General features: G+C 44.2%; 27 protein-coding genes and 2 pseudogenes. 21 read left to right on the top strand and 8 right to left on the bottom strand.

Going from position 1 to position 26,330, the window contains the following annotated elements; translation table 11 throughout:
* Positions 1–96 precede the first annotated feature (96 nt).
* The 4 genes and pseudogenes from LA360_RS09300 (at position 97) to LA360_RS09285 (ending at position 4,134) form a co-directional block, all read left to right on the top strand.
* Complete coding sequence (locus tag LA360_RS09300; RefSeq protein WP_112482985.1) at positions 97–924, top strand: hypothetical protein; 828 nt, start codon at positions 97–99, stop codon at positions 922–924.
* Positions 925–930: 6 nt separating this feature from the next.
* On the top strand, positions 931–2,001 hold the full coding sequence (locus LA360_RS09295) for a tyrosine-type recombinase/integrase (RefSeq protein ID WP_112482987.1): 1,071 nt from the start codon (positions 931–933) through the stop codon (positions 1,999–2,001).
* Positions 2,002–2,413: 412 nt separating this feature from the next.
* A pseudogene (locus LA360_RS29610) lies at positions 2,414–3,119 on the top strand (tyrosine-type recombinase/integrase).
* On the top strand, positions 3,112–4,134 hold the full coding sequence (locus LA360_RS09285) for a tyrosine-type recombinase/integrase (RefSeq protein WP_022201328.1): 1,023 nt from the start codon (positions 3,112–3,114) through the stop codon (positions 4,132–4,134). The pseudogene LA360_RS29610 and the gene LA360_RS09285 overlap by 8 nt, the downstream one beginning before the upstream one ends.
* Positions 4,135–4,263: 129 nt before the next feature.
* Here the strand turns inward: LA360_RS09285 and tnpA are convergent, their stop codons facing one another.
* From tnpA to LA360_RS09265, 4 genes are all read right to left on the bottom strand, one after another.
* A complete protein-coding gene (gene tnpA, locus LA360_RS09280; protein ID WP_112482989.1) occupies positions 4,264–4,632 on the bottom strand; it encodes an IS66 family insertion sequence element accessory protein TnpA in 369 nt (122 codons plus the stop codon).
* Positions 4,633–4,904: 272 nt separating this feature from the next.
* Complete coding sequence (locus LA360_RS09275; RefSeq protein WP_002593906.1) at positions 4,905–5,567, bottom strand: hypothetical protein; 663 nt, start codon at positions 5,565–5,567, stop codon at positions 4,905–4,907.
* Positions 5,568–5,592: 25 nt separating this feature from the next.
* The gene (locus tag LA360_RS09270) at positions 5,593–5,982 is read right to left on the bottom strand and encodes a hypothetical protein (protein WP_138262797.1); all 390 of its coding nucleotides are present in this window, start codon (positions 5,980–5,982) and stop codon (positions 5,593–5,595) included.
* Positions 5,983–6,194: 212 nt separating this feature from the next.
* Positions 6,195–6,458, bottom strand: a complete 264-nt coding sequence (locus LA360_RS09265; RefSeq protein WP_146774979.1) for a hypothetical protein — start codon at positions 6,456–6,458, stop codon at positions 6,195–6,197.
* Positions 6,459–6,679: 221 nt separating this feature from the next.
* On the opposite strand from LA360_RS09265, the gene ltrA reads away from it, so the two are divergent.
* Positions 6,680–8,095 carry a group II intron reverse transcriptase/maturase gene (gene ltrA / locus LA360_RS09260; RefSeq protein WP_166433710.1) on the top strand — a complete coding sequence of 472 codons (1,416 nt, stop codon included), beginning with the start codon at positions 6,680–6,682 and terminating at the stop codon, positions 8,093–8,095.
* A gap of 236 nt (positions 8,096–8,331) precedes the next feature.
* On the opposite strand, the gene LA360_RS09255 is transcribed toward ltrA, so the two are convergent.
* A complete protein-coding gene (locus LA360_RS09255) occupies positions 8,332–8,499 on the bottom strand; it encodes a hypothetical protein (protein WP_225537808.1) in 168 nt (55 codons plus the stop codon).
* Here LA360_RS09255 and LA360_RS09250 point away from each other — a divergent pair.
* From LA360_RS09250 to LA360_RS32110, 5 genes and pseudogenes are all read left to right on the top strand, one after another.
* Positions 8,428–8,952, top strand: coding sequence for a transposase (locus LA360_RS09250; RefSeq protein WP_225537744.1), 525 nt, complete (start codon positions 8,428–8,430; stop codon positions 8,950–8,952). The two genes, LA360_RS09255 and LA360_RS09250, sit on opposite strands and share 72 nt — an antisense overlap.
* Before the next feature lie 102 nt (positions 8,953–9,054).
* Positions 9,055–9,531 (top strand): transposase, encoded by a 477-nt coding sequence (locus tag LA360_RS09245; protein WP_057572078.1) that lies wholly within the window; start codon positions 9,055–9,057, stop codon positions 9,529–9,531.
* A gap of 1,174 nt (positions 9,532–10,705) precedes the next feature.
* Positions 10,706–11,599, top strand: coding sequence for an NAD(P)/FAD-dependent oxidoreductase (locus tag LA360_RS09240; protein WP_057572077.1), 894 nt, complete (start codon positions 10,706–10,708; stop codon positions 11,597–11,599).
* Positions 11,600–11,950: 351 nt separating this feature from the next.
* Entirely contained in the window at positions 11,951–12,190 is a 240-nt protein-coding gene (locus tag LA360_RS09235; RefSeq protein WP_138262799.1) for an ECF transporter S component, read from the top strand.
* Between the two features lie 472 nt (positions 12,191–12,662).
* A pseudogene (locus LA360_RS32110) lies at positions 12,663–13,497 on the top strand (transposase); the annotation flags it as partial.
* Between the two features lie 226 nt (positions 13,498–13,723).
* On the opposite strand, the gene LA360_RS09220 reads toward LA360_RS32110, so the two are convergent.
* On the bottom strand, positions 13,724–15,076 hold the full coding sequence (locus LA360_RS09220) for a helix-turn-helix transcriptional regulator (protein WP_089775467.1): 1,353 nt from the start codon (positions 15,074–15,076) through the stop codon (positions 13,724–13,726).
* Positions 15,077–15,410: 334 nt separating this feature from the next.
* On the opposite strand from LA360_RS09220, the gene LA360_RS09215 reads away from it, so the two are divergent.
* Genes LA360_RS09215 through LA360_RS09185 form a run of 7 tightly spaced genes read left to right on the top strand, consistent with a single transcriptional unit; the run spans position 15,411 to position 21,515 of the window.
* Positions 15,411–16,439, top strand: coding sequence for a zinc-dependent alcohol dehydrogenase (locus tag LA360_RS09215; RefSeq protein WP_089775465.1), 1,029 nt, complete (start codon positions 15,411–15,413; stop codon positions 16,437–16,439).
* 14 nt (positions 16,440–16,453) lie between these two features.
* Positions 16,454–17,119: an aspartate/glutamate racemase family protein gene (locus LA360_RS09210; protein WP_057572071.1), complete on the top strand. Its 666-nt coding sequence runs from the start codon at positions 16,454–16,456 to the stop codon at positions 17,117–17,119.
* A 5-nt stretch (positions 17,120–17,124) separates the two neighbouring features.
* Positions 17,125–17,955 carry a transketolase gene (locus LA360_RS09205; protein ID WP_170321150.1) on the top strand — a complete coding sequence of 277 codons (831 nt, stop codon included), beginning with the start codon at positions 17,125–17,127 and terminating at the stop codon, positions 17,953–17,955.
* The gene (locus tag LA360_RS09200) at positions 17,955–18,917 is read left to right on the top strand and encodes a transketolase family protein (protein WP_057572069.1); all 963 of its coding nucleotides are present in this window, start codon (positions 17,955–17,957) and stop codon (positions 18,915–18,917) included. Before LA360_RS09205 ends, LA360_RS09200 begins: the two co-directional genes overlap by 1 nt.
* Positions 18,902–19,738: a transketolase gene (locus LA360_RS09195; RefSeq protein WP_002595747.1), complete on the top strand. Its 837-nt coding sequence runs from the start codon at positions 18,902–18,904 to the stop codon at positions 19,736–19,738. Before LA360_RS09200 ends, LA360_RS09195 begins: the two co-directional genes overlap by 16 nt.
* On the top strand, positions 19,731–20,663 hold the full coding sequence (locus LA360_RS09190) for a transketolase family protein (RefSeq protein WP_089775461.1): 933 nt from the start codon (positions 19,731–19,733) through the stop codon (positions 20,661–20,663). Before LA360_RS09195 ends, LA360_RS09190 begins: the two co-directional genes overlap by 8 nt.
* A 30-nt stretch (positions 20,664–20,693) precedes the next feature.
* Positions 20,694–21,515 (top strand): SDR family NAD(P)-dependent oxidoreductase, encoded by an 822-nt coding sequence (locus LA360_RS09185; RefSeq protein WP_112482993.1) that lies wholly within the window; start codon positions 20,694–20,696, stop codon positions 21,513–21,515.
* 8 nt (positions 21,516–21,523) lie between these two features.
* On the opposite strand, the gene LA360_RS09180 is transcribed toward LA360_RS09185, so the two are convergent.
* Both LA360_RS09180 and LA360_RS09175 read right to left on the bottom strand, forming a co-directional pair.
* Positions 21,524–21,958 carry a hypothetical protein gene (locus LA360_RS09180; RefSeq protein WP_057572066.1) on the bottom strand — a complete coding sequence of 145 codons (435 nt, stop codon included), beginning with the start codon at positions 21,956–21,958 and terminating at the stop codon, positions 21,524–21,526.
* Positions 21,959–21,997: 39 nt separating this feature from the next.
* On the bottom strand, positions 21,998–22,690 hold the full coding sequence (locus LA360_RS09175) for a GntR family transcriptional regulator (protein WP_057572065.1): 693 nt from the start codon (positions 22,688–22,690) through the stop codon (positions 21,998–22,000).
* A 284-nt stretch (positions 22,691–22,974) separates the two neighbouring features.
* On the opposite strand from LA360_RS09175, the gene LA360_RS09170 reads away from it, so the two are divergent.
* From LA360_RS09170 to LA360_RS09155, 4 genes are all read left to right on the top strand, one after another.
* Positions 22,975–23,325: a cupin domain-containing protein gene (locus LA360_RS09170; protein WP_002595742.1), complete on the top strand. Its 351-nt coding sequence runs from the start codon at positions 22,975–22,977 to the stop codon at positions 23,323–23,325.
* Positions 23,326–23,418: 93 nt separating this feature from the next.
* Positions 23,419–24,498: a sialic acid TRAP transporter substrate-binding protein SiaP gene (locus LA360_RS09165; protein ID WP_057572064.1), complete on the top strand. Its 1,080-nt coding sequence runs from the start codon at positions 23,419–23,421 to the stop codon at positions 24,496–24,498.
* A gap of 60 nt (positions 24,499–24,558) precedes the next feature.
* Positions 24,559–25,050, top strand: coding sequence for a TRAP transporter small permease (locus LA360_RS09160; RefSeq protein WP_057572063.1), 492 nt, complete (start codon positions 24,559–24,561; stop codon positions 25,048–25,050).
* Positions 25,051–25,056: 6 nt separating this feature from the next.
* Positions 25,057–26,322, top strand: a complete 1,266-nt coding sequence (locus LA360_RS09155) for a TRAP transporter large permease (RefSeq protein ID WP_057572062.1) — start codon at positions 25,057–25,059, stop codon at positions 26,320–26,322.
* Positions 26,323–26,330 lie beyond the last annotated feature (8 nt).

Genomic DNA, 26,330 nt, shown 5'->3' with positions numbered 1-26,330 from the left:
AAGGCATTGATTTTAAGGCATTTTTTCAGAAAAATATGAGGATAAAAAGTCATATGCGATAATGAAATCACAATAAAATCGGAAGGATGTGATTTCATGAATTACGACGAAACCGTAAACAAAGTAATGATACTGCTGAAAGAAAAGGAGATATGTTCAAGTAGCCGAAAGTCACACAGAGATTGCTATGAGTCCCTCAGGCTTTTTATAAAGCAGAGAAATGAGGAGTATTCAGATTGTATTCGTGAAGGTTGGATATCTGAGATCAAAACTGAATTACCACGGCAGAGATGTGCCATATGGATACAGTATGTTTACCAGTTGGAGGAGATGGACTCCACAGGGACTGTTTCCGACCGCAGACTTTATCTTAATCAGTCAAACTATGACAAGCTGCCTTTATTATGGAGAAAAGATCTTGACATATATCTGGATGATTGTAGTAAACGCTATACAACTCGTACATTAGAATTAACCCGTATTTACTGTTCTTCAGGCTTATTCTTTCTGGATGATATCGGGGTTCATGCTATTACGGAGGTCACCTATGACTCGATTATAAAACTGACAAAGACAAAAATGTATTGTTCTGATGATACAAGAGCCGTGATACTGAATAATACTGCGCGAATGATCAGGTTTTATGGTGAAAAGGGACTTTGCCCTATGAGCTATGTTCTTGTTTTTGACTGCCAGATATTTCCTCATATCGGATTACTGTCGGATTTCTCTGATGAAAGTCTTACAGTGCTCCGGAATATAACGAGTGTAGCCATGTCGGTGGACAGTTTCTATAATTCAATCGTACCTTTTATTGAACTTTTAGAAACTCATGGATATGTTGGGACAACTTTGAAACTTGCTAAACATGCATTGACTGCATTGTATCTTTTTCTTGATATGAATCAATTAGGATTTCATTAAGATATCATGTGGATCTGGTTCGCAGAAATCAGAAAAACAATGGGGACTTCATGGCTCCACTGGAGGCGTGTTCTGAAATTTTATGAAGATTATACCCTTACTGGTGATATCCATCCGAATGGTAAGTACAGATACCAGCCTATCAGTTTCGATAAACTGCCATTATGGTGCAGAGAGCCAATAGAAGGTCTTTTGGAACAGAAAAGACGTGAGTTTCGAGAGCCAGGTACAATCGATAGTTACATGTATTCCTGTACCCGTTTTTGTATGTTTTTGCTTGATCATGGCTATGAAAGTTTCAAGAATCTTTCATTCGCTGTTGTAAAAGATTTTTCATTACATGATGAGCATGCCACTTTTGCGGGAAGAGCAGGACGCTTTGTCATTGTAAGGGCATTTCTTCGTTTTCTTGATGAAAACGGATATACAGATGTACACAAGCTGGATCTATGTTTGATGACCGGTACCGCTCCGTGCGATAAGATCATTGATGTATTATCTGATGAGCAGATTCAAAGAATTCATACATTCCGTACAGAACATAATACCCCTGTAGAACTTCGTGATATTGCGATAGTATTACTTGGTCTGCGGATGGGAATGAGGGCGTATGATGTTCTTTCTCTCCGTTTTCAGGACATAGACTGGAAAAAACGACAGATTTCAATAATCATGAAAAAAACCAGGACTCAGATCACCCTTCCCATGCCTGTTGAAGTGGGCAATGCGTTATATCTGTATATAACCAAAGGAAGACCCCGGAATAATAGCGGATACATTTTCATAAGGTCAAAAGCTCCTTATGGAAAACTTACAGGTAAGATATGTACCAAAGCGCTTTGGCGTATCCTTCCTGAACGAAAAGATGTAAAAGGCGGCGGTTTTCATGTGACCCGTAGGACATCTGCCACGAATCTCTTGCGGAACCATGCAGGGATTGATGATGTAATGGATGCACTTGGACACCGTGATTCCACAAGTGTCATGAAGTATCTGCTTCTGGATGATGAAAGAAGCAGGAAATGTGGATTATCACTGGAGAGTACAGGGCTCCTTTTGAGAGGAGGGCTGGCATGAAGATGGGTGAATACTAGTATAACTCAATTTTAATAAGTTTACATTATTATCCTGAAAACCAAGGGAAACGTGCGCCCAAAGCACGGACACGTAAGCCAAGAAATCAGATTACTACCAATGCTTAAATTGTAAGCTTATTTAAATCGAGTTATACTAGTTCAAAAGCTGTTTCGCACCATATCTTGAAAAGTTTATAAGCGAAAAACGGGCTGTAGGTTTTATATATGAAAGCGAAGAATGGAAACTGAAACGCTTTGATGCCTTTTGCATAGAAAGCGCAGTTACAGAACCTTGCTTAAGCAGGGATCTTGTAAAGGAATGGGGGACATTGCGTGATGGCGAAGCTCTTGCCACATGCTCTTCCAGGACATCTGTACTACGGCAGTTTGCGCTGTTTCTGACTTCACTGGGTATGGAAGCATATATTCCATCAAATTTCTACAAGGCAGAGAAAAACGTAGTTCACATCCTGTCAGAAGCTGAAATAAAAGCGTTCTTTGAAGCAGTTGACGATTGTGTTCCTGCTATAAAAGCGACAGGATTTCATAGATTAGTTACCGAGTATAAAGTGATCTTTCGGCTTATCTATTGCTGTGGTCTGCGTATTTCAGAAGCCAGGAAGCTGTATTGGAAGGATGTGGATCTTCAATACGGAACAATCCATATATCAGTCGAAAGGTCACAAAGACCGATTGATCTACATGGCCACAGATCTGACTGAACTGTTACAGGCATACGCTAAAGTGCTGCGCGATAAATACCATTGTCTGTCAGACTGGGTTTTCCCAGCGCGGGAGACAGATAAGTGCCTCAGTGTTGGTACAATCGATAAAAAGTTTCGTGATTTCTGGGCATTAACACCTTTTGCAGAATCATGTGACAAGGCTCCGACAGTCCATTGTCTTCGCCATGCTTTTGTAGTTAAAAGAATGAATCTGTGGATGGAAGAAGGGGTTCCTTTAAAAGAAATGCTCCCCTTCCTCAGCCGGTACCTGGGTCATCAGAGCCCGGATGAAACATTCTATTATTATCATCAGGTTGCTGAAGCATTCCGTATCATCAGGGATAAAGATGAAACTGGAAGATATGTGATCCCAGAGGTAAATGCTTATGAATAGAAAAAAATCTCAGAAAAAACTGTTTTTTTCGAAGACCCTCGAATTTCTTGAGCATTATCTCCCGGATCAAGTATTAAAAAGTAGAAACACGGTTGAAACATATCGGGATGCATTGACAGTTTTCAGGCGATATGTAACAGATATCAGGCACCTGTCGATACGGTCATTCGGGTTTGAAGACTGTACACATGATTTTTTATTGTCATACATAGAGTTCCTAAAACAAAGTGGTAATGCTGAAACAACATGCAACAACAGGTTAGCTGCAATCAGAGCATACCTATGGTATGCTGCAGACAGTGATATTTCCCTGCAGACAGTAGCTTTGACAGCATCGAGAGTTCCTTTTCTCAAAGTACCTAAGCTGACACGGGAGGTGATATCGGAAGAAGCTCTTAAAGCATTACTTACAGCACCACCCCACACAAAGATTGGTCAACGGGATCAGCTGATTCTGATACTGCTTTATGATTCTGCCATTAGAGTCTCCGAATTATTATCCCTGGATGTATCTTCTGTAAATCTCAATGCGGAAATACCATATCTGAGGATATATGGAAAGGGTGATAAAGAAAGAATCGTTGCTATCACAGAAAAAACAGTCCGTCATTTAAAGAATTATCTGAACCTCTATCATCCAACAATCATTCCTGACCTGCCCTTGATCTATACAATGATCAAAGGCCGAAAAGACAGGATGTCTGTAGGAAATGTAGAACGCATCATAAAAAAGTATGCGTCTCAGATACGGTCACAGTACCCAGATTTTCCAGAACACTGCTATCCACACATGCTGCGTAGAACGCGTGCAACAAATCTATATCAGGATGGAACAGAACTAGAGCTTGTTTCCAGGATACTGGGACATTCTTCGACAGAAACAACACGAATCTATGCTGTCCCTTCTATAGAAATGATGCGAAAAGCAATGGAGACAGGAAGTTTATCAACGGATGAGAAACCATTGTGGCCAGATGATGAAGAAGAAATGGCACGTATCTGTGGGTTAAGATGAAAAATGTTATCCTCATCATTTATGATGTAAAAACGCTCAAATACAGCTATTCTCAGAAATGATGAGGATAAAAATATCATAAGAATAACCCCGTGACCAGGTAAAATTTCGCCACACCGGACAGATCGTCTAACACAGCTGACGCAGGGCAAGCAAAGTATTGCGGATCACTTCAGCTCCAGCCTGTTCGTGGATCTCGATACGGACACCCTGCATCTGAAGGCGGATCGACGGCATAGATAAAGGAGCTGTTTCAGCAGGATCCTGTTCCGTCTTCCAAAGTGGGAGCTGGACTACTTCCTGTTTTTGCACAGCCGTATCTGCTGCTGCCGGGATCTCACAGGCTTTTTTGCGCAGAGCCCGGATATGATAGTAAAACGTGCTGGCGGGAATCCCGTTTTGTATGCACCATTGGCGGTCAGTAAGGCCACTGGCCCTGCACTGTGTGATCAGTTCCAGCCATTGCTCATTGTTTGAAGTTGTACTCATTTGATTCATATCCTCCAATGTGAGACTTTAGAGTAATCAGGTACACCAAAAGCGACAGAAGCTGAGAGATTGAAGCATAGCTTTTGTGAATCTGAGAACCAGATATGAAGTGAATTACTCCAAGTATCTGAAGTATCTCACAAAAGTTGGAGTTTTGCTATCCGGTCGATTATAAAGCGCTTACTATAGGTCAACAACTGAATAAAGAAATTTAAAGCCCTCCACAATTTCTGCGGAGGGCTTTAGACTGTCAAGCTGGTTATTGAATCTCTCGTTATTTACTATGGTACGACCTGTGTAGTGGGCTTCTGAAGCCTTTGATAGAGTGCTTGAGATTTATAGATATTTACATCCATCAAGGCATGCCGTTTTTGCGTTGGATTACTGGTTTCGTTAGAGGTACGATACGTCACCGTACAGTATCCCCCCGGAAGCTGAGCGTCCCATCGTCGAAATGCATTTTCACCATATGGAAGTTCTTTGCCTGCAAAAGCCTGATAAACCTGCTCTTCATCCTCGAAACCACCATAAAGCAACGTAGCGAATACGATTTGTTGTTTCCAGTCCTCCCACGACATTTGCTCTGAGACATCTATCTGATCAAATACTGTAATTAACACCCGTTCGCCCTCGATAGTTACAGAGGAAATACCCGCAATTAACAATTTTGTGCTGGGATTGGCATTGGCTTCCTCTGTACTAATTGTATCTGAATAAGTTATAGTTGGGCTGCGCACAATATGCATTCTTTGCCCTTCAGCCAAAGAAGTGGTTTCCGATTCGGAAAGTATTCCTGGCAACCCAGATTTTTCCAACGCAACGATAATCACTTCTTCATCTAACGGGAAAGTTGGTTGAGGTAATACGTCTTTTTTGTAGATAGAAACAAAGCAAAGCATACCGAGCACGCCAACAGCAAGAAATACGAATATCAACCGTTTCATATAATCATCATCTGCAATCTCCTAATCAATAGCCCCATGTTGACATGACTTCGTGCGGGTTATCCCCAGCTGCCAAACTTTTTCCTGGCTTGGCCCAAAAAATAACTGAATCCCAAGCTTCAACATGACATTCAATTCTCAGCAATCGAATCCCCTGGAAAGTTTTAGGGGATGTGTATCCGCATGTCGTGCATGCCGACCAAGCATAGTGATGATAATACGTACAGATATCTGATATTAAATTAGGATCATCAGGACAGGGCTTCGGGTCAGCACCCCATTCCAAATCGTTAGTATACCCTTTATAAGTGTTGTTCCCACATTTAGGACAAAGAATTCTTGGTTGTACTGGATTTGGATAAATGAATGAATAGCGGTAATCAGGATTATATTTTGAAGAATTATAAAATTCCATTATCTGATCCTGATTCTCTACATGAATTTCGATTAACTCACGTTCATCTTTAGGTGCTGCAAAAACTACCGCTGGAAAACATTTTGGTTAATATTAAATATATTTTTGTTTATTTTTCACATACGACAGCTAACACTACAACAAACCAATGTCATTTAGTTAAGCTCGTTGCTTAGATTCCGGTTTTAGGGTCTAACCAAATTTTTTGCGATTTAAAAAAAGGTCGTTGACAATTCAGTCAAAATGTGCAGCCGCTTTCGCTGAAAATCCTTGCAGCGAAAGCGGCCCTTGTAGGTGCGCCCGGCGGGCGCACGTTCTAACGGGTGAAAGTCCCTGACCCGCCCGGCAGTGGGAAGGGTGCAGCCAATGGCAAGGGCGTCATCGTGAGGTGGGGTCTGAAGGAAGCCGGAGGCAAACCACTGGCCTGTAAAAGTTGTCCGGATAGGCTGTGAAGCGTGGATGAGGTTGCCTAACAAACTAAAGTCCAATAACTGCACGGAACGCCAGCAGTAAACGGGGCAGGTATAAGTGGGAAAGAACGTGTGAGTACCCGGGGAGGTCTCACGGACGTGAAAGTGGCGATAAAACATTCGCTGTCACGGAGTAAAGCTTGCCGTGAGAAGTCAGCAGAGGTCATAGTACCGGGCGGTCGCAAACGCACCGGGAAGGACTGAACAGTAGGAGGTGTCGTTACCAAATGGAAACCGGACATGGAATTAAGTACAGACAACTTCATATTGAGGACTACCTGCGAGAGATACCTGCGGAACAGGGAAGGGAAACAGGAGAGTACGCCCATGAAAGGATTACCGGGAACCCCGACACCAACACGGACTTTCGGACGGACAACCTGCTAGATACGATTCTTAGAAGCGACAATCTAAATGCCGCCTATAAGAAGGTCAAAACGAACAAAGGCGTTGGTGGGATTGACGGAATGCAGGTGGATGAACTTCTACCCTACCTGAGAGAACACCAGTCCGAATTGGTCGAGCAGGTGAGGGAAGGCAAATACAAGCCAAACCCAGTCCGAAGGGTAGAAATACCCAAAGAGGAGAAAGGAAAAACAAGGAAACTGGGGATACCCACAGTGGTAGACAGGGTAATCCAACAGGCAATCGCACAGGAACTGACGCCCTTATATGAAGAACAGTTCTCTGACAACAGCATCGGATTCCGTCCCGGCAGAGGGGCGCATGACGCACTGGAAAGATGTAGGAAATATATCAACGAAGGATATGTCTACGTGGTCAGCATGGATTTACAATCCTACTTTGACACGGTGAACCACAGCAAGCTGATAGAGGTGCTGTCGAGGACGGTGAAGGACGGGAGGGTAATCTCGCTGATACACAAGTACCTGAAAGCCGGAGTAATGGAGGACGGAGGATTTCACGCAACGACCGAGGGCGTGCCGCAGGGAGGCCCGCTAAGTCCCTTATGTGGAAATGTCATGCTGAATGAGTTGGACAAGGAACTGGAGCGCAGGGGACACAAGTATGTGAGGTATGCGGATGACTGCCTGATTCTGTGCAAAAGCAGGAAAAGCGCAGAGAGGACAATGGAAAACATTGTGCCATTCATCACAGGAAAAGTGTTTCTGAAAGTCAATCTTCAGAAAACGACAGTGAGCCACGTCAGCAAGATAAAATACCTGGGCTACGGCTTTTACCGGCATAAAGGGAAATGCCGCATGAGGATACACCCGAAGTCGGTGGCAAAAATGAAGAACCGGATACGGGAGCTGACAACCAGAGGGAACAAATGGAGCAATCAGGAGAGGGAAGAAAAACTCCGAAGCTATGCAAGGGGATGGATTAACTATTATCGATATGCAGACATGAAAAGCCTGATGGAACAGACGGATGAGTGGCTGCGCCACAGAATCCGAGCGGTGTACTGGAAACAATGGAAGAAGGTACGCACAAGATATAAAATGTTGCGGGCGTTACATTTACCAGAGTGGAAGGTGCATGAGATGGCGAACTGCCGAAAGGGAGTGTGGAGAGCGGCGGGAATGCTCAACTCGGCACTCACCAAAAGAATCATAGTGGACAGACTTGGTTATCCCGATATGACTGCCCACTATCTGAAAGTCCGAGTAAACTATTGAACCGCGTAGTACCGAACGGTACGCTACGTGGTGTGGAAGGGGAGGTTAAAATCTCCCCTATCCGATTTAAGACGTGTTTTCCCATTCACGATTATCAAAACTACAAGGAGGCGCATTTTATGCTAAGATCCCCTGAAACTGTTAAATCTTCCCTCTTGGGCATAGTTTCTGACATGGCTAAGGATATTTCCTCATTTGTCAGGAATCCAGCAACCGATTTTACCCGTGACCGTAAACTAAATTTTAAAAATACGGTCAGTCTCATCCTCTCTATGGGCGGGCAGTCCCTTAATTCCGAACTCATAGATTATTTCCAGTATGTTGAACCGGAAATTCCGACTGCCTCCGCCCTGATCCAGCAGAGTGATAAACTCCTCCCCGATGCGCTTTCTTACATTTTCCATCACTTCAATGACCCCCCTAAAGCTTCCCGCAATGGTTTCCGGCTCCTTGCAGCAGATGGCACTGACATCAATTTTACCAGCAACCCGCTGTTGGAAGATTACTACCAGAAACCCGGACGCTCAAACGGCGGTATCTGCTCCGTCCATCTGAACGCCCTGTATGAACTCGGCAGCAGGGTCTATACGGATGCCGTCATCCATCCATGTCATGCAAAGGATGAGTTCCGCGCCTTTTGCGATATGGTGGATCGTTACCCGGATTCGGAGGCCCCGCACACCATCTGGATCGCTGACAGGGGCTTCTCTTACTTTAACACCTTTGCCCATGTCATAGAAAAGGGCGGCTTCTTCCTTATCCGCACCAAGGATGTCGCCTCCAAGGGGCTGGCTGGGCGGCTCCCGCTTCCCAGCTCCGGTGTGTTTGACCTTACCGTGACGCTGAATCTGATCTGAAGGCAGACCAAGCACCTCAAATCCCTCCCCGGGGAAACGAAATTCATTGGGAAAAACGTTTCCTTTGATTTCCTTGACTACGGGGCGGACGGCATATACACCATGGCACTCCGGTTCGTCCGTTTCAGACTGCCTGGGGGTGGGGATGAGTGTATCGTCACCAACCTTCCACCGGATCCGTTCCCTCTGGAAAAAATCCGGGAGCTTTACGATAAACGGTGGAGTCTGGAAACGGCTTTCCGCGAATTAAAATACTCCATTGGAATGGTCAATTTCCACAGCAAAAAGCCGGATTTTATCCTTCAGGAGATATGGGCAAGGCTGACACTGTACAATCTCTGTGAGGTCATCACAGGGCATGGCGTTGTGCAACAGAAGGATACAAAGCATGAGTACCAGCTAAACTACACGATGGCAATTCGGATCTGCCACAAATTCCTCAAGATGCTTTCTTGGGCATACCAGCCGGATGTGGAAGCGCTGATCGGGAGATACCTCCTGCCGGTCAGGAGAAGCCGGCATTACAAGCGGAATATCAAATATGGACATACCGTCAGTTTCCTCTATCGGGTGGACTGAGAGACAGATCCCTTCCCTATGCAGTTTTTTAACGGCAGACATTGGTCTGTCTGTTTGTCGTGCCATCCATAACAAGTCAGCCGTATATTCAGTTTTTTTTCCTTGCCCATCTGTACGACAGACGGATCTATCGTGTTTTTCATCAGTTATTACCCCTTTTCCCTCAAAATGACTTCACAGTCTATAGCAAAGCTCACTTAACTAAATGACATTGGCATCTGAATGGTAAATAAATGGATTGTCATTACTAATCCTGAATTATTCATGGCGATAGATTTCTAAATAAAGCCATCACCATAAGGATTGAAAATGTACATCCCTGAAGGAAAAATACAAAAGTTATCTACAAAAGGGTTAAAGGATTTCTAGACTAATTTGGTAAAATCATTGTGTTTGTCTCTTTTGCATGATAGAATCTTTATGTATAATTGAACAGAAGTCAGAGGATAGTCTGATGATTTCCTTCGGAAATAGTTGAAGGAGGAAATGTAACATGAATACACTTGAAGTGTTGACATTAGTGCTGGCGATTTTTGCGGCATTAACTTACATAGATAATCATCATGACAAAAAATAGCTATCCTCTACTGGCATAGAGGATAGCCCATAACTAAAAATTATGTAGTTATCCGAAGCACAATCATCAGACGCACCAAAGTCTTTTGATTACTTCTAAGTAAATTATACACGGGGTACTTGATTTTTTCAAGTACCCTTTTTGATTTTTTAGATTTTGGTTTTGTCACCTTTGGCTTTGTCAGCAGTCCATTTCATGGTCTGTGTGTGGTTCCCTGTAAACCGGTCGAATGTATAATATTAGCCACAACTTAATGTTTAGTAAAAGCATACTCCCTTATACGGAACTGTCTAAATATGGATAATATCAGGGGAATGGAAATAAAGGGTATTAAAATAATATATTTTGTAATCCGACCTGCCGCTTCATCACATAGTATATTCGGATCTGTTTCCGCTGGTGATTGCAGAAATGTTTGCTGCGTGCGCTGCAAATATTATGAATTTAATGTTGGTAAAGGGTAAAATCTGAGAATATTGCATATGCTATCAATCAAGGATTCCTGAAATGAAGAAAACTTAAATCAGATTGTAGAATCAGTGGGATAATTATATAAATAAGGCAATATTTTTATGTAAGCAGCAGGAGGATATTCAAATGTATGATATAATTATTATTGGAGCCGGACCAGCTGGTATCAGTGCAGCTATTTATGGAAAAAGCAGAGGAAAAAGGATTCTGATGTTGGAAAGGGGTCAGGTTGGCGGTTTGATTGGAACTGTCTCGACAGTTACGCACTATACGGCAATCATGAAAGAAGAATCTGGTAAGACATTTGCTGAACGTATGAAAGAGCAAGCACTTAGTGCCGGTGTAGAGATTCGCTATGAAAAAGTGACAGAAACAAAGTTCATGGGTAAAATTAAGAAAGTCGTTACAGATAAAGAAAGTTATGAATGTAAAACCGTAATTCTCGCCAATGGTGGTTCTGGCCGTATGTTAGGAATTCCAGGTGAAAATCTGAAAGGTGTCCGATTAAACGCACCAAAAGATGGTCCTGATTATAAGGGGAAGAATATCTATATCATTGGTGGAGCAGATGGAGCAGTAAAGGAAGCCATTTATCTGGCTGGAATTGCAGAAAAGGTAACAATCGTATGCGTGGAAGATGAACTTGTATGTATACAGGAATTCAAAGATAAAGTTGCCGCGCTCCATAACATTGAAATCATGCCACATTCAAGTCTCACAGCAGTATATGGTAACGAAAGAGTTGAGGAACTTGAATTTACGGACAACAAAACAGGAAAGAAACAGATTGTAAAAGATGCAGAGTGCGGAGTATTTGTTTATGCAGGAATTGTTCCGAACACTCAGATATACGCGGAATTGAAGTTAGAAAACGGATATATTCCAGTGGATGAATTGATGCAGACAGAAATTCCGGGAGTATTTGCTGCTGGAGATATCTGTGTAAAGAAAGTAAGGCAGGTAGCTACAGCAGTTGCTGATGGCGCAATCGCAGGAATACAGGCGGCAGCAATGTGTTAATAAAGAGCCGGGATTATCCTGCTTTTCATCCAAGCCGGCGAGGGTAAGTGCTTCCAATTCCAAAGAAGCTGTTCAATATATAAAGAAGAACAGCAATACCAGCAAATCGGTTTTCTTATCTGCCAAACCACCATTTATATACAACTGTTTTCCGCGTGCAAAAATAATCTAAGCATAGCAGGAGCGATAATCTCACTTCGGGCCAATGGCATCATTTTGTGTATCAGTAATTGTATCAACCATTGAAATGATGACAATAAGTGAGACTGGGATTTTAGGCTGTATCATGAATATATTATCCTCCTGTTCTTTTGCCGGTGTTGCTTCGGCAATCTACAAGAAGAAAAAACTTTGCAGGAGGCCATCATTGGATTGGCGGCAGGGTGTTTTACGATGATTTGCATTATGCTTTTATGGAATTATTTGATTACCCTCATTTATATGGGATATCCCCGAGAAGCTGTGGTGCAGTTACTGCTTCCAGCATTCCTTCCGTTCAACCTATTAAAAGGCGGATTAAATGCAGCTTTTACATTTTTGCTCTATAAGCCGGTTGTTCATGCTTTAAGTAAAACAGGCTTAGTTAGTTGAAGCAAATAATTCTAAACCGGCACAAAAGCACAATGGTCTGATAATACTATCCTGAATTTCAATCAAGATATTACAGACAATCAGAAGCCAAACTTGCCAAAGAGCAACGCAAATTATCCCTTATGCAAACAGGTTCCAATAACCGCAATAAACAGCGTATCAAGGTAGCAGGACTTCATGACTCATCATTGATTTTTTGTAGAGCAGGCATTATACTTATTCCATTAAGGGAAGGAGGCTTAACTATCATGGCAGTTAACAAGATGTGTGCATAGCAAAGGCTATGTTTAAAAATTAATATAGCCTTTGCTAATCCTAAAGAAATCTTAGGAGGTGCACATTGGGCTATTATAAAGCAACTGATATTCTGCCGCCAAAAATACTGGAGATCCTGCAGGACTATGTTGGATCCATTTTTCTTCATGGAAATACTGCTTCTTCCAAAATGTTTACAAATATTCTTCTGAGTGCTTTTGTGGAGGGAATGGAACTCAGCGATCTTTATCAGACTTATAGAAAGATAAAGAAAAATCAGGCAAACCCTTTTGATAAGATCCTTCTCCTTGTGGAATAATGTGAAAATCTTTACGGGCTCAGGAGCGTCTGTCATCGGAAAGTCTCCCTTCATACCTTAAAGAGACTGCGAAAAAAGCTGTACAGGATCAGGCTGAGGAAGGGATTGTATTTGTCCATGGAACGGGACGCAGAAAAAACCATCTCCAGAAATCGATTGAAATACTGGAAACCTACATAAGCAAACTCAAAGAATACAGTAAAAAACTCTATGTGTGTGGAGAACGCAATAGTTATTCCAAAACAGACCCGGATGCAACCTTTATGCGAATGAAGGAAGATGCCATGCTCAATGGGCAGTTGAAACCAGCTTATAATCTTCAGCATGGAGTAGATTCGGAATACATCACATGGCTGGATATCAGTCCCCGGCCTACCGATTCAAGGACACTGATCCCATTTCTGAAAGAGATGGAAGCGTACCTTTCGTTTAAATATCAGGAGATCGTAGCGGATGCAGGGTATGAAAGTGAGGAGAATTATCTATTTCTCAAAGGGAACGGCCAGCTGAGCTATATCAAACCCCAGAACTATGAGATTTCATGTCCTTTCAAGGCAGAATGTATAAAAGGAAACAACTGCAAAACACCACTGGAAGATCGTCAGAAAGTGCTATACGTTTCAATGAAAGAAGTATCCTGTTGGCGATCGGATATAACATCAATAAACTCCATCACAAAATCCAGGCAGGAAGGACAGGGCTGCATTTATTCCTACTAAAACAAGCCACCTGATTTAGACAGTTCAAAACAGGATCCTGAAAGAGAACCTTTTTTCAACAAAAGGTTTATTAAAGTTTGCTATTTTTCTAAAGAGGTATAATATTAAGGGGATATTTCGGAAAAAGAGGGCAAAACGAAGCTGTCGTATCTATGATTTCCTAATCATTGATGCGACAGCCCCTTTCTTTTAATGTACCTGAAAAATTACCCAACTGGCAATGCGGTACAGGTCAATGTGTCAGGATTCCTCAGATATATGTAAGTCATCCGGGAGACTGCGGTATTCAGTGGGGGTCAGACCGGTCAGCTTTTTAAAATTACGTATAAAAGTCTGTTGATTATTAAAGCCTACAAAGGCTGCGACTTCAGCAATAGTTATTTGTGTTGTGCAGAGTAGTTTTTTCGCATGTTCAATGCGCAGACCGGACAAATATGTGATGATATCGCATCCTGTTTCTTTTTTAAATAGTTTGCTTGTATAAGCTGGGCTGCATCCGATATAGGTGGCCATGGTTTCAAGAGAAATGTCTGAATTATAATTCTCACTCATCCATTTTATCAGATGGTCAATCTTTACTTTCCCTTTATTAGCGCTGGCTGCCAGAACAAGGCCGCATACATCCTGAACAAGAGGTAGAAGAAGTTGACCAAAATCATGTACTTTTGTCATTCTGTTCAGATCCTCCAGAACCTGTTCTTGAAGTTTTACGCAGTCTGCATAAATAACAGGCATATCTTTTGTTGTCTCTATTATTACATTGATAATTTGTGATGCTGTCTCTTTTACCGATGCAACAGAGGTATTGGGATTGGCGTGGATAACGGAAAAATAGGACTTGAGAAAGTCCTCGGCCTCCGGTGATTTGCCCAGGCGGATATATCTGGAAAGAAGTTGTTGCTTGTTATAATCGAACTGCACTTCCGAACGCTGAAACTCCTCATAGCAATAGGGAACGATCAGATGATTATGGATCTTGTGATTTAAAAGTTCCGCGGCAGCGCTATAGGAGTGATGAAGCTCTTCAATGGAAGAAGTGATGGTTCCAAAAGCGATTATGGGAGGTTTGTCATTGCCGGCAGCACAAACGCTTTGCAGTACAACCCCCAATTTATTCATGCCCAAAAGACGGATGTCATCTGAGTGTGTCTTAGACATATCCAATATACCAACAATTGTTCCGGGATTTTCCCATAACCAATAAGACGGAAAATATTTGTCCGAAGCGGTCTGGCATGTATGCAGCAGATTTTTTTGGGCATCGCTGAACTCGGATTTGTGGAGATTGTAAAAGAGCTGGATGGAAACCGGAACCTGTATTAACACGACAGACACACATTTTAATCGTTCTTCAAGTTTCAAAAAGGCAATACTTTTTACAATGCCTTCTTTTCTGTAATCTGTTCCGCAGCACAAGTCAAGCAGCAGTTTTGACTGGAGAACCTGTTGGTTGAGAGCTAGAATGGAACGCAATGCAGCTATCTCTTTTTGGTCATGCGAATATGTCACAAGGAGAGAACGATATCTTTTGTAGAATATATATGCAATGCCAGACACTGCCATTAATAAAAAAAAAGCAATCAGAACCCCCATGGTTGTTCCTCCCTGTAATGTTAAAGAATAAGAATTTATTTGGTTTCATTATAGTATAAAAAATATGAAAAGACAAGAATTGGACATTGAGAAGCAGTATAAAGCAAAAGCAAAAGCATAAGTAACATCTTAAGATGTAGTGGCCTATTTCGGAAAATACAAATAAAAAACGAAATATACAGCATGAAAAGTACAGAATTTGTTAATAAAAACAGATAATGACTATATACTTTTTGATGCCTCAGAGCTAGTTTATAGGAGTAGGGAGCTGCTGGCAGTAAATAATACCTGAGATCGTCAGAATCGATTTTGACATAGCAAAAAGGAGGATAAAATGAAAGCGTTTATGATTGAGGATACCAGATTTGCCGGTTTCATTGAGGTGGAAGAGCCGCAGATCTGCAGCCCTACCGCTGTCAAAGTACAAGTTGAGTCAGTTGGTATATGTGGAACAGATATTAAAATTTATGAGGGACATCATTCTCAATCCATGGGACAAAAAAGGATTCCCGGACATGAGTTTGCGGGGGTTGTCACAGAGATAGGAGAGCAAGTTAAAGGCTTAAAGAAAGGAGACCGTGTTGTCCATGAGCCGATCTCGTACTGCGGCCAATGCTACGCCTGTTTAAAAGGTGAAGGAAATGTGTGTGCACAAGTGAAAGTGACAGGCTGCAATATGTCCGGGGGACTGGAAGAATACTTTGTGTCAGATGAGCGGCAGTGGCACAGGATTCCTGACTGGATCAGCTGGAATGAAGCTGCATTGATCGAACCTTATACCATAGCGGCACAGGTATGTGCCCGGGCTGAACTGGCACCAGAAGACACATTGCTGATATATGGGGCTGGACCTATCGGTCTCATGCTTGCAGATACGGCTATACATATGGGGGCAATGGTAATGATTAGTGAAATTAGTGACGGAAGGCTTAGGATGGCCAGAGAAATTGGAATACCATATGTAATAGATTCTACTAGGGATAATCTCAGGGAGCGGGTCATGGAACTGACCGGAGGCTATGGACCTAACATTATTGCGGACTGCGCAGGTATCGTGCAGTTGGATGAGGAAGCGATTGACATGCTGTCCCCATGCGGAAGATTCGTGCCGGTAGCGGCTGTACCCTTTATGTTTGATGGTTATAAGGCCATGAGAAAGCAGTTGAAAATCGTGGCTTCAAGACTTCAAATGCATCAGTTTGCACCTGTGATTTCAAACTTTAGGCAGTATCAGGAGCACGCGGACAGGATAATTACGGATGTTTTTGATTTCAAGGATACAAAAAAGGCCTTTGCCCTTGCCGGCCAAAGGCGTCCTGAGACGGGGAAGATTGTTCTTCGTTTTAACAAATACATGGATTAATGGAGGAATCGGTTATGGATACGATTGTGGTGGTTTATACCTCTATGGGAGGCCTGATTAACACGATGAAAAAAGAACTTTCAGCAGCGCTGCCGGATTGCAGGATAGTAAATATCGCAGATGACAGTCTGATCAGGGAGGTTGTGGAACACGGCAGAGTCACGGACAGGGTGAGGGAACGCATGATGCATTACTTTCAGGCTGCTGCCAGGTGGGATCCCAAAGTGATCATCAGCGCCTGTTCTTCTGTGGGAGAGGTTGCGGAAGCGGCAGATAAAACACTGAGTGTACCGGTTATCCGTATAGACAGGGCCATGATTAAAAAAGCTTTACAGCATGGGGACAGAATCGGCGTGGTGGCATCTCTGGCGACCACCATGGAGCCTACGGCATCTTATATCCGCCGCCTGGCCGCAGATATGGGGAGGAATGTCCAGGTGATCGGCAGAGTGGCACAAGGGGCATATGAGGCCAACAGTCAGGGACGGCCGGAACTTCATGACGATCTTATCAGAAAAGAGGCAGAGGTCATGGCGGGAGAGGTGGACGTATTGATTCTAGCGCAGGGTTCCATGGCGGGAATGGAAGCGTCTCTCAGGAAAGACACAGGATTGCCGGTATATGCAAGTCCATGTCTTTGTGTAAAGGAAGTGCAGGAGATATGTGAGGTGAACAGATGATAAAGTTGACAGAGGAAAGGGAAAAAGAGCTGGAAGCACTTTGCCGCCAGTTTCGGATTGACATTATATCAATTCTTCATGAATTGCAGACAGGACACGCGGGAGGCTCGCTGTCAGAGTGCGAAATCCTTGTAACGCTGTACATGGAGTGCGCCAATATTTCAATAAAAAACCAGTATGACAGCGGCAGGGACAGGATTGTACTTTCCAAAGGACATGGAGCGCCCATGCTTTACCGCTGCCTTTGTGAAAAAGGCTTTTTTCCAAAGGAGGAAATGCATACATTAAGGCAGCCGGGCAGCCGCCTTCAGGGGCATCCCTGTTCTGCGAAAACCCCGGGAGTGGAGTTGTCCACAGGACCTTTAGGCATTGGGCTGTCGGCATCAGTAGGAATGGCTTGCGCCAACCAGCTTATGGGGAACGATGCCTATGTATTTACCGTGATGGGTGACGGGGAATTAAATGAGGGGACGATATGGGAAGCAGCCATGTCTGCGGTGAAGTTCAGATGCGACCATTTGATAGGTATTGTAGATTGGAATAAAGTGCAGTTAGATGGGACCACGGCCCAGGTCATGCCCATGGATCATATGGAGGAGCGCTGGAAATCCTTTGGGTGGAATGTCCTGACATGTGACGGACATAAGATAGCCGGGATTTATACGGCCATTGAAGAGGCAAAAAGCATGAGAAATGGGAAACCATGTGTGATTCTCGCAGATACTATTAAGGGAAGAGGGGTATCTTTTATGGAAGGTACAAATAAATACCATGGAAAGGCTGTATCAGATGAAGAATACGCGCAGGCAATGAAAGAACTGGGAGGTATAAAGTGATGGGAATGGCGTTAAGGGATATTTACGGTGAAAGTCTTGTTAAATATGCCGGTCTTAATGACAGGGTAGTAGTTCTGGATGCCGACCTCTCAAACAGCAGCAAGACCTGTATGATGGCAGCGGTCTATCCTGAGAGGGTATTTGATGTGGGAATTGCAGAAGGCAATATGGCCGCCATGGGGGCCGGGTTTGCTCACAGCGGATTTATTCCATTTGTCAATACCTTCGCCACACTGGCGTCTTCCATGTGTGCATTATCCGCCAAGGCACTGATTGGATATTCCGGATTGAATGTGCGTATCGTAGGTTCTAACAATGGCCTGGGAGGAGGATATGATGGAGCCACACACCATGCTATCGAGGATATTAACGTGATGCGGGGAATTCCCGGAATGCTGGTCATGTCGCCCTCCGATGGCATTATGCTGGATTGGATGGTGAAAATACTGGTGGAGGATTATAAAGGACCGGCTTATGTCAGCATACCCAGAAACGGATACGAGAACATCTATGATACAGGAGAAAACTTTAAAATTGGAAAAGCAAAGCAGCTTTCGGAGGGAAAGGATGCGGCTATCTTTGCCGCAGGACTATCTGTTTACAGGGCCGGTAAGGCGGTGGAAATTCTTGCGGCCCAGGGAATCAGGGCCAGCCTGTTTGATATGTTTACAATAAAACCGCTGGACAGAGAGACTGTGATCCGTGCAGCGGGTGAAACGGGAGCAGTGGTTATTGTGGAGGAACATTCAATTATTGGCGGGCTTGGAACCGCGGTACTGGAGGTCCTGGCAGAGGAGAAGATCCAGGCAGAGATATCCAGACTCGGAATACGTGACTGCTATACAGAGAGCGGGAGCTATGAGGAACTTGTGGAGATATTTGGCCTTGGAACCGATTCGATTGTAAATGAGGTCCGCAGTGTGGTTTCCAGAAAGGAGGATATGGGATGCGGGAGGAGATAAGGGATTTATATAAAAAGAGCTATGAATTGCGGCTCGATGCTGTTAAAATGGTTTATCATGCCAAAACAGGCCATGCGGCTCCCAGTCTATCCATGGCAGATTTGATTACGGCAATGTACTTTCACATTTTGAAGCTTGATCCGGCCGATCCGGGCTTAAAGGACAGGGACAGGTTTGTCTTATCCAAAGGGCACGCGTGTCCCATCTACTATGCGGCTTTGGCTAAACGGGGATTCTTTCCCGAGAAGGATCTGATGGAATACAGGAAGTTAAACAGCAGTCTGCAGGGACATCCCGATATGCGCAAGTGCCCGGGGGTGGATATGACCACAGGTTCTCTTGGAAATGGATTGGCGGCCTCACTGGGGATGGCCCTGATTGGGAAGAAGAACAGGAGCAGCCATTATGTCTATGTTATCTGCGGCGATGGGGAGCTCCAGGAAGGAATTGCCTGGGAAAGCGCTATGTATGCCGGAAATGCGCATCTTGATCATCTGATATGGATTGTGGACTGCAATGGCCTGCAGTCAGGGGGAAGGGTTGCCGATATTCAGGATTTGGGGAATCTGGAGATGAAATTCAAAAGTTTTGGATGGGATACCCAGACCATTGACGGCCATAACATGGAGGAGATCCTGGACGCAGTTACTACAGCTAAAGCTGCTAAAGGAACCCCTTCTGTGATCATGGCCAAAACAGTAAAGGGAAAGGGCGTATCCTATATGGAAGACCAGTATCTATGGCATATGAAAGCGCCCAATGATGAGGAATATAAAATCGCAGTGGAGGAGCTGGCAGAGGAGGCAGGGAAATATGAGTAAGATGGTTTCTACACGGACAGGCTTTGGTACAGGACTGGTAGAGCTGGCAGGAATGCGGGATGATGTAGTAACTACTTCGGCAGACACCTATCGTTCGTTTGCCCTGAATGAATTTGTAGAGAAGTACCCGGACCGGTATTTTGAGTTTGGAATTGCCGAACAGGGGATGCTGACAGCTTCCGCCGCCATGGCGGCAGAAGGCTGCTGTGTCTTTTCCGTGGGTTACAGCCCCTTCCTCTCTATGCGCGGGCTGGAGCAGATACGTACATTTGCCGCATATCCCAACCTCAATGTAAAGGTGGCCGCGGGTCTGTCGGGACTGTCAGGGGATACGGACGGGGTAACACATCAGGGCACAGAGGATATCGGAATTGTCAGGACTATCCCCAATATGGCGCTGCTTTGTCCTGCGGATGCGGTTGCTGCAAAGGCATTTGTGAAAATGGCGGCAGATCTTCAGGGGCCGGTTTATCTGCGTCTCGGTAGGGGGGCAACGCCTGTAGTTTATGAAGAAAATCAGAGGTTTGAGTTTGGGAAGGCAATACATGTCCGCTGCTATGGCAGGGAGGCGGTGATCGTGGCCTGTGGTCCTTGTGTGGCTGAAGCAGCTAGGGCAGCTGACCAGCTGAAAGAAGAGGGGATTATGGTTACGGTTCTGGATATGTATACGATCAAACCGCTGGATGTAGCTACCCTAGCGGGTTGCTGTGAAGGGGCCGTTAGCGTCATAACAGTGGAGGATGGTACGGTCTGTGGTCTGGGAAGCGCTGTGGCGGAGGCACTGATGGAACATAATGTACATCCGAAGCATTTTAAAAGGTTAGGAATGACAACATTTGGGACAGCAGGAAGCCTCCCTGAACTGTTGGGCTTTTTTGGCCTGGATTCCAAAGGTATTGTGGAGAGTGTCCAAAGCCTTCAATAGACGGCAGATAGAATAAGGAGGAATTGACAGATGAGTTACACATTGGATCAGTTGTATGGTATAAGAGGCCAGGTGATCGTGGTTACAGGAGCCGCAGGAGGTATCGGTTTGGAGCTGTGCCGGGCGATCCGGGATTTGGGCGGCAGGGTGGCGGCTGTTGTAAGAAGAGCAAAAAGCCGGGAAAAAGTTCTGGAGGCGCTTCATTGCCCGAATTTATCCACAGAAAAGGACATACTCTGTGTTATTGCGGATCTGACCCATGAGGAGGCTGTAAAAGCGGCAATGGAACAGATTGACCGGCATTTTGGAAGAATTGACGGACTGGTAAATGCAGCAGGAATGAATATAATTGAAAGCCTGGAGAAGATGACGCTCAGTGATTTCCAGAAGGTTATGGACACAAACTTTACATCAGTGGCAATCTGCTGTAAATATGCGGGAGTCTATATGCTAAGAGCAAAGAAAGGCCGTATTGTCAATATTTCCTCCCTCAGTACTGTCAAAGGGAAGGCATACTACACAGCCTACGCCTCCAGCAAGGCCGCGGTGGACAGCTTTACCAGGGCATTGGCAATTGAATGGGCCCAACAGGGCATTAATGTCAATTCAGTGGCGCCCGGAATGATAGTCACGGATATTAACAGGAAACAGATTGAAGAGAATCCAAGATCATATGAAAAGCGGATTGAGAGTATACCGCGGGGCTGCGCAGGGAGAACAGAATGGCTGGTGGCGCCTGTGATTATGCTGCTCTCACCTGGCTCCGTCCACATGACGGGACAGACTGTATTTGTGGACGGAGGCTGCACGGCCGGGGATACGTTTGTAATGGAGACAGAACGTTTCAGATAGCAATATCCTCATCCGGGATCCAGGCGCAGCGAAAGCCGATGCGCCTGCCAGCCCGGTCCCTTGGCCTGGCAACATTCTAACGCTTCATCATAGCTGATAAAATTTCTGGGACCCTGGTCCGGAAGACTGTAAGCACACTTTTTCGTGATATTCTGATATTTAGAGAGCCAGACATATTGCACTTGGCCCCGGGATGTCTGAAACATGGGGTGAACGGCATTTCCAGCATGGGGGATCACCTGTTCCAGACAAAAACAAGGAATCCTTACCATCAGGGATGGAAGACCGGCATCATCATACACCAGGGTATTTGTCCGCCCTGTAAGCTTTTCCACGATTATTTTAGCAGGCACTTTATATTGAAGCAGGGTATGAAAAAATCTGGTCTGTCCGGTGATTTTGGCACAGCGGTCCGCGAAGCTTTCCAGGATAAGCAATTCCATTGGCGGATAGAAAGTATGATCTGGCAGCACAAAATCCCCTTACAATATTTTCAGATGATTTTTATATGTCTCCGGTGAAATGGTATTGCAGGATTCCATCGAATAAAAATAATCCAGTGCGGCACGGCGGCAGGTTTCGATATGCGTTTTCATTAATATGGCGGCTTTTTCATAATTTTTGTCAATCAAAGTGTTGATGATATCCAGATGTTCTAAACGGGCATCATGGATCTGCACTCTGTTCTGTTTACTTGCAATGACCACTTTTGTGTTATCATCAAACAATTTATGCATCATATCAATAATATATCGGTTTCCACAATACTCAATGATAAAAAGATGCATGGCCGTATCCAGGCGAAAGGCATTTTGAATGTCAGGAAAATCCCGGGAAAAGGTATTGCGGAAATGCAACAGTTCCTCTGTCGGTAAATGAGGGGCTGCCATGCCGAGCGCTACCGGCTCGATCTCAATCCTGGCCTGAAAAATCTGCAGGACATCACTGAGCTGAATATCTGACACGAAAATCCCCTTTTTAGGCATGACCTTTACAAGCCCTTCCGATTCAAGTCGGTTGATGGCTTCACGGACAGGCGTACGGCTTAAACCAAGGTCCGTTGCCAGCTGACTTTCATTTATGAAAGAACCGGGCTCATAAATACAGTTGATCAAACGCTCTTTTATTATCTGATAGGCATGATTTTTTAAATCACGATTTCCGGTTTTTGGCATAAGTAACCCCTTCTTTTCTCAAAATATGGTTTTAAAATAAGAAACAATAAGTATACAACATGATTATTATAAGACGATTTCTACTATTATACAAGATTGAAAATCACCATAAAAAGAGGATTTGTGAAAAGTTCCCACATCGCCAGGGATATATTTAGGTGAAAATGCATAAAAATATATTTAAAATCTGAGCAAATATGCTATTGAAATACTAAAAATCATGTTGTATACTTTAGGCATGCAATAAGAATATATTATGCTTATCAAAAACGGGAGGAGATACAATGGTCAGAAAAAAAGAGGAAGTTCCATATGAAAGCAAACCGGCTCCTTTCCATGGGGTAGGGGAGATAACAGTGCGTTCCCTGTTAAATGGAGAGGAGGATATGTATGGTAAAGGGAGGATTTTTGCACATACTACTGTTAATCAGGGGGCAGGAATCGGCTATCATATCCACGAAAATGAATCTGAAACATACTATATTTTAAGTGGAGTCGGTAAATTTAATGATAACGGTGTCATCCGGACCGTAACAGCGGGGAATGTTACGTTTACCGGAGCCGGAGAAGGACACGCAATAGAAAATGCGGGCGATGTTCCCCTTGAGATGATAGCTTTGATTTTATACCAATAGCCGGAATGAAGAACTGCATAAAAACAGGCAGCCAGCTATTGGTGAAGGAATAAAAGACATAATAAAAGGATAAAAAGGAAAGGAAGAGACATTATGAAACAATTACAGTTAAAAAAGGTTATGGGAGTTACGATGTCACTTGTTTTAGCCATGTCATTGACAGCCTGCGGTACTTCGTCAGACAACAAGAATGATTCAACTGGAGCTTCAGCTGCGGCACAGACAGAGGCAGTGGCGCAAACAGCTTATTCAGGGGCAGCGGCCAGCACAGAAACAGTTACGCTCCGCCTGGGCCATACACAGTCTACCGAGCATCTGCTCAACACTTCTGCGGAGAACTTTGCCGCGTTGGTGGAAGAACGATCCGGAGGCGCAATCCATATTGACGTATATCCCAGCGAGACACTTGGAACTAATACAGAACTTGCAGAAGCCTGCTCAGAGGGAGATGTGGATTTATATATTTCTGCCACGGGCCAGTATACGTCACGTTATACACCATTTACTATTGTAGAAGCCTTTTACATGTTCAGGGATTTGGATCACATGATGAAATTTTACGAAAGTGATTCCCATCAGACTTTAGTTGACGGTCTGGCAGAGGCATGTAACGTAAATATTCTTGCAGATCTGTATTATGGGGCCCGCCAGATGACCACTTCGGGAAAGGCGCTGAAAACCGCCGATGACCTGGCCGGATTAAAGATGCGCGCGGCCAATGAACCCCTTCCAATTGCTGCATTTACCCAGCTGGGTGCTTCTCCTACGCCAATTGCGTACAACGAGACCTATTTGGCGCTTCAGCAGCACACTGTGGACGGACAGGAGAATCCTCCTGCTTCCATTTCTGCAATGAAGTTCTATGAGGTTCAGGATTATCTTAACCTGACCTATCACCAGTTTCAGATGCTGAGTATTTTCATGAGCGATACGGCTATGCAGAAGCTGAGTCAGGAGCAGATTGATATTATGTATGACTGCGCCAAGGAAGTTGCCAAGGAGCATAATACCAAGGCGATCGAGCAGGAACAGGAATATATTGAAGAGATTGGAAAATACTGTGAAATCGTAGAACCTGATATTGAATCCTTCCGTGAAAAGATTGCGCCTATGTACGACCAGTTTAAAGATCAGTGGGTTGACGGCATGTATGAGGCGATTCAGGCAATGTAAGCTCTGCCGGAGAAAGCCGGCCTTGTCTGGCTTTCAATTTCACAAAAAAAGGAGTGCGGTATGGTAAAGAAGTTAGAAAGCATAGTTTATCATGTTCAGAGGACGTTTTTTATAGCTGTGATGACATTCATGCTGTTAGTGCTGTCCCTGCATGTGATCATGCGCTTTGCGTTCAATAATCCAATCATCTGGACAGATGAGGTAATTACTATGATGCAGGGCACGCTGGCTTTTGCGGGGATTGGCTATTGTTTTCATAAGAAGCAGCATACGGAATTATCCCTGGTCTACGACAAGGTCCCGCGTCCCGTGCAATGGCTGTTTGATCTGGCATCTAACGGCATCATGCTGTTTTGTACTTGTTACATGATTAAATATAGTTGGAAATTTACTCTTAAAAAAAATATTCAGATGAATACGATTCCCTGGATGAAACAAAGCTGGATCTACTGTTTTATTACAGTGGGGTTCATACTGGCGGCCTGTTACATCCTGCTGCGTCTGCTTGAGGTATTCCGCTGTATAAACAAGGAATTGAGAGAAAGGGGGTAATGGGGGATGGCACTGTTATTTTTATGCTTTTTTGGATTTATGATCATACGCATGCCCGTTGCCTACTGCATGCTGTGCAGCTCTATTATCTATTCCATGGTGTATGGGGAGAGCCTGAACATGATCGTTTCCCGAGCTGTACAGGGCTCCAGCGGCTTTACGCTGCTGGCCTTGAGTTTCTTTATACTGGCAGGTAATATTATGAACCGGGGCGGAGTGACGGATCGGATTTTTAACTTCTGTAAGAAGACTATAGGCTGGATTCCTGGAGGTCTGGGGCATGCCAATGTACTGGCGTCTGTGGTTTTTGCAGGAATGTCCGGTTCGGCGGTGGCTGATGCCGGAGGCCTGGGAGCCATCGAAATTAAAGCTATGAAGGATAATGGCTATGATGAGGAGTTTGCAGTGGCTATTACTGGAGCATCTTCCTGCATTGGGCCGATTATTCCTCCTACCATATCGGGTGTGGTCTACTGTGTGGCCAGTGGCGTATCTGTAGGAAAAATGTTTATTGCGGGTATTTTGCCAGGATGTTGTCTGGCGGTTGTGCAAATGATATATGTGTATATAGCGGCTAAGAAGCGGGAATATCCCCGTACACCCTTTGGAGGATTCCGGGATTTGAGCAGATCCTTCGTCACATCTTTCCCTGCGCTGCTGACGCCAATTATTATTTTGGGAGGGATCATAACAGGTATCTGTACTCCTACAGAGGCTTCGGTGGTAGCTGTGTTATACGCGCTTCTCCAGGGCTTTTTGACACGGGATCTGAAGTGGAAAGATCTGCCCGGAATCATGGACGATACTCTTACCAGCGCTATGAGCGTACTCTTTATTGTGAGTTGTGCCAATGCATTTGGATACATTATTACTGCACAGCAAATACCAGGCAAGCTGGCAGCCGTGTTCCTGAGCGTAGTTACAAATAAATTCATCGCCCTTCTGGTTATTAATATTTTTTTACTTTTGGTGGGAATGGTTATGGAGAGCCTTGCTGCTCTTGTGATCCTGGTACCGATTTTGATGCCGGTCATTGCATCCTTTGGTATTGATCCGCTGCATTTTGGAATTGTCTGCATCCTGAATATTACAATAGGTATGTTGACTCCGCCCGTAGGTATGGTGTTGTTTGCTCTGTCAAATGTGAGCAGTCTTTCATTTGAAAGGATTACAAAGGCAATGCTTCCGCTGCTGGCAGTTAATTTTATTGCGCTGCTGATAGTGACCTATTGTCCTCCGCTTACCACATGGTTACCTAATTTGATTATGTAAAAAGAATA

This window comes from Enterocloster clostridioformis (genome assembly GCF_020297485.1).
Classification (GTDB): Bacteria; Bacillota; Clostridia; order Lachnospirales; family Lachnospiraceae; genus Enterocloster; species Enterocloster clostridioformis.
The sequence above is the reverse complement of the archived record's forward strand: the minus strand, read 5'-3'. Positions and strand labels throughout refer to the sequence as shown.

Coding starts and splice junctions, on each gene's coding strand:
- tnpA (WP_112482989.1), bottom strand. CDS start 4,632: ATGAATCAAATGAGTACAACTTCAAACAATGAGCAATGGCTGGAACTG.
- LA360_RS09185 (WP_112482993.1), top strand. CDS start 20,694: ATGAGTTACACATTGGATCAGTTGTATGGTATAAGAGGCCAGGTGATC.
- LA360_RS09165 (WP_057572064.1), top strand. CDS start 23,419: ATGAAACAATTACAGTTAAAAAAGGTTATGGGAGTTACGATGTCACTT.
- LA360_RS09160 (WP_057572063.1), top strand. CDS start 24,559: ATGGTAAAGAAGTTAGAAAGCATAGTTTATCATGTTCAGAGGACGTTT.
- LA360_RS09285 (WP_022201328.1), top strand. CDS start 3,112: ATGAATAGAAAAAAATCTCAGAAAAAACTGTTTTTTTCGAAGACCCTC.
- LA360_RS09300 (WP_112482985.1), top strand. CDS start 97: ATGAATTACGACGAAACCGTAAACAAAGTAATGATACTGCTGAAAGAA.
- LA360_RS09180 (WP_057572066.1), bottom strand. CDS start 21,958: ATGGAATTGCTTATCCTGGAAAGCTTCGCGGACCGCTGTGCCAAAATC.
- LA360_RS09210 (WP_057572071.1), top strand. CDS start 16,454: ATGGATACGATTGTGGTGGTTTATACCTCTATGGGAGGCCTGATTAAC.
- LA360_RS09190 (WP_089775461.1), top strand. CDS start 19,731: ATGAGTAAGATGGTTTCTACACGGACAGGCTTTGGTACAGGACTGGTA.
- LA360_RS09245 (WP_057572078.1), top strand. CDS start 9,055: ATGGCACTCCGGTTCGTCCGTTTCAGACTGCCTGGGGGTGGGGATGAG.
- LA360_RS09175 (WP_057572065.1), bottom strand. CDS start 22,690: ATGCCAAAAACCGGAAATCGTGATTTAAAAAATCATGCCTATCAGATA.
- LA360_RS09220 (WP_089775467.1), bottom strand. CDS start 15,076: ATGGGGGTTCTGATTGCTTTTTTTTTATTAATGGCAGTGTCTGGCATT.
- LA360_RS09240 (WP_057572077.1), top strand. CDS start 10,706: ATGTATGATATAATTATTATTGGAGCCGGACCAGCTGGTATCAGTGCA.
- LA360_RS09215 (WP_089775465.1), top strand. CDS start 15,411: ATGAAAGCGTTTATGATTGAGGATACCAGATTTGCCGGTTTCATTGAG.
- LA360_RS09270 (WP_138262797.1), bottom strand. CDS start 5,982: ATGGAATTTTATAATTCTTCAAAATATAATCCTGATTACCGCTATTCA.
- LA360_RS09195 (WP_002595747.1), top strand. CDS start 18,902: ATGCGGGAGGAGATAAGGGATTTATATAAAAAGAGCTATGAATTGCGG.
- LA360_RS09255 (WP_225537808.1), bottom strand. CDS start 8,499: ATGGAAAATGTAAGAAAGCGCATCGGGGAGGAGTTTATCACTCTGCTG.
- LA360_RS09275 (WP_002593906.1), bottom strand. CDS start 5,567: ATGAAACGGTTGATATTCGTATTTCTTGCTGTTGGCGTGCTCGGTATG.
- LA360_RS09170 (WP_002595742.1), top strand. CDS start 22,975: ATGGTCAGAAAAAAAGAGGAAGTTCCATATGAAAGCAAACCGGCTCCT.
- ltrA (WP_166433710.1), top strand. CDS start 6,680: ATGGAAACCGGACATGGAATTAAGTACAGACAACTTCATATTGAGGAC.
- LA360_RS09295 (WP_112482987.1), top strand. CDS start 931: ATGTGGATCTGGTTCGCAGAAATCAGAAAAACAATGGGGACTTCATGG.
- LA360_RS09155 (WP_057572062.1), top strand. CDS start 25,057: ATGGCACTGTTATTTTTATGCTTTTTTGGATTTATGATCATACGCATG.
- LA360_RS09200 (WP_057572069.1), top strand. CDS start 17,955: ATGGGAATGGCGTTAAGGGATATTTACGGTGAAAGTCTTGTTAAATAT.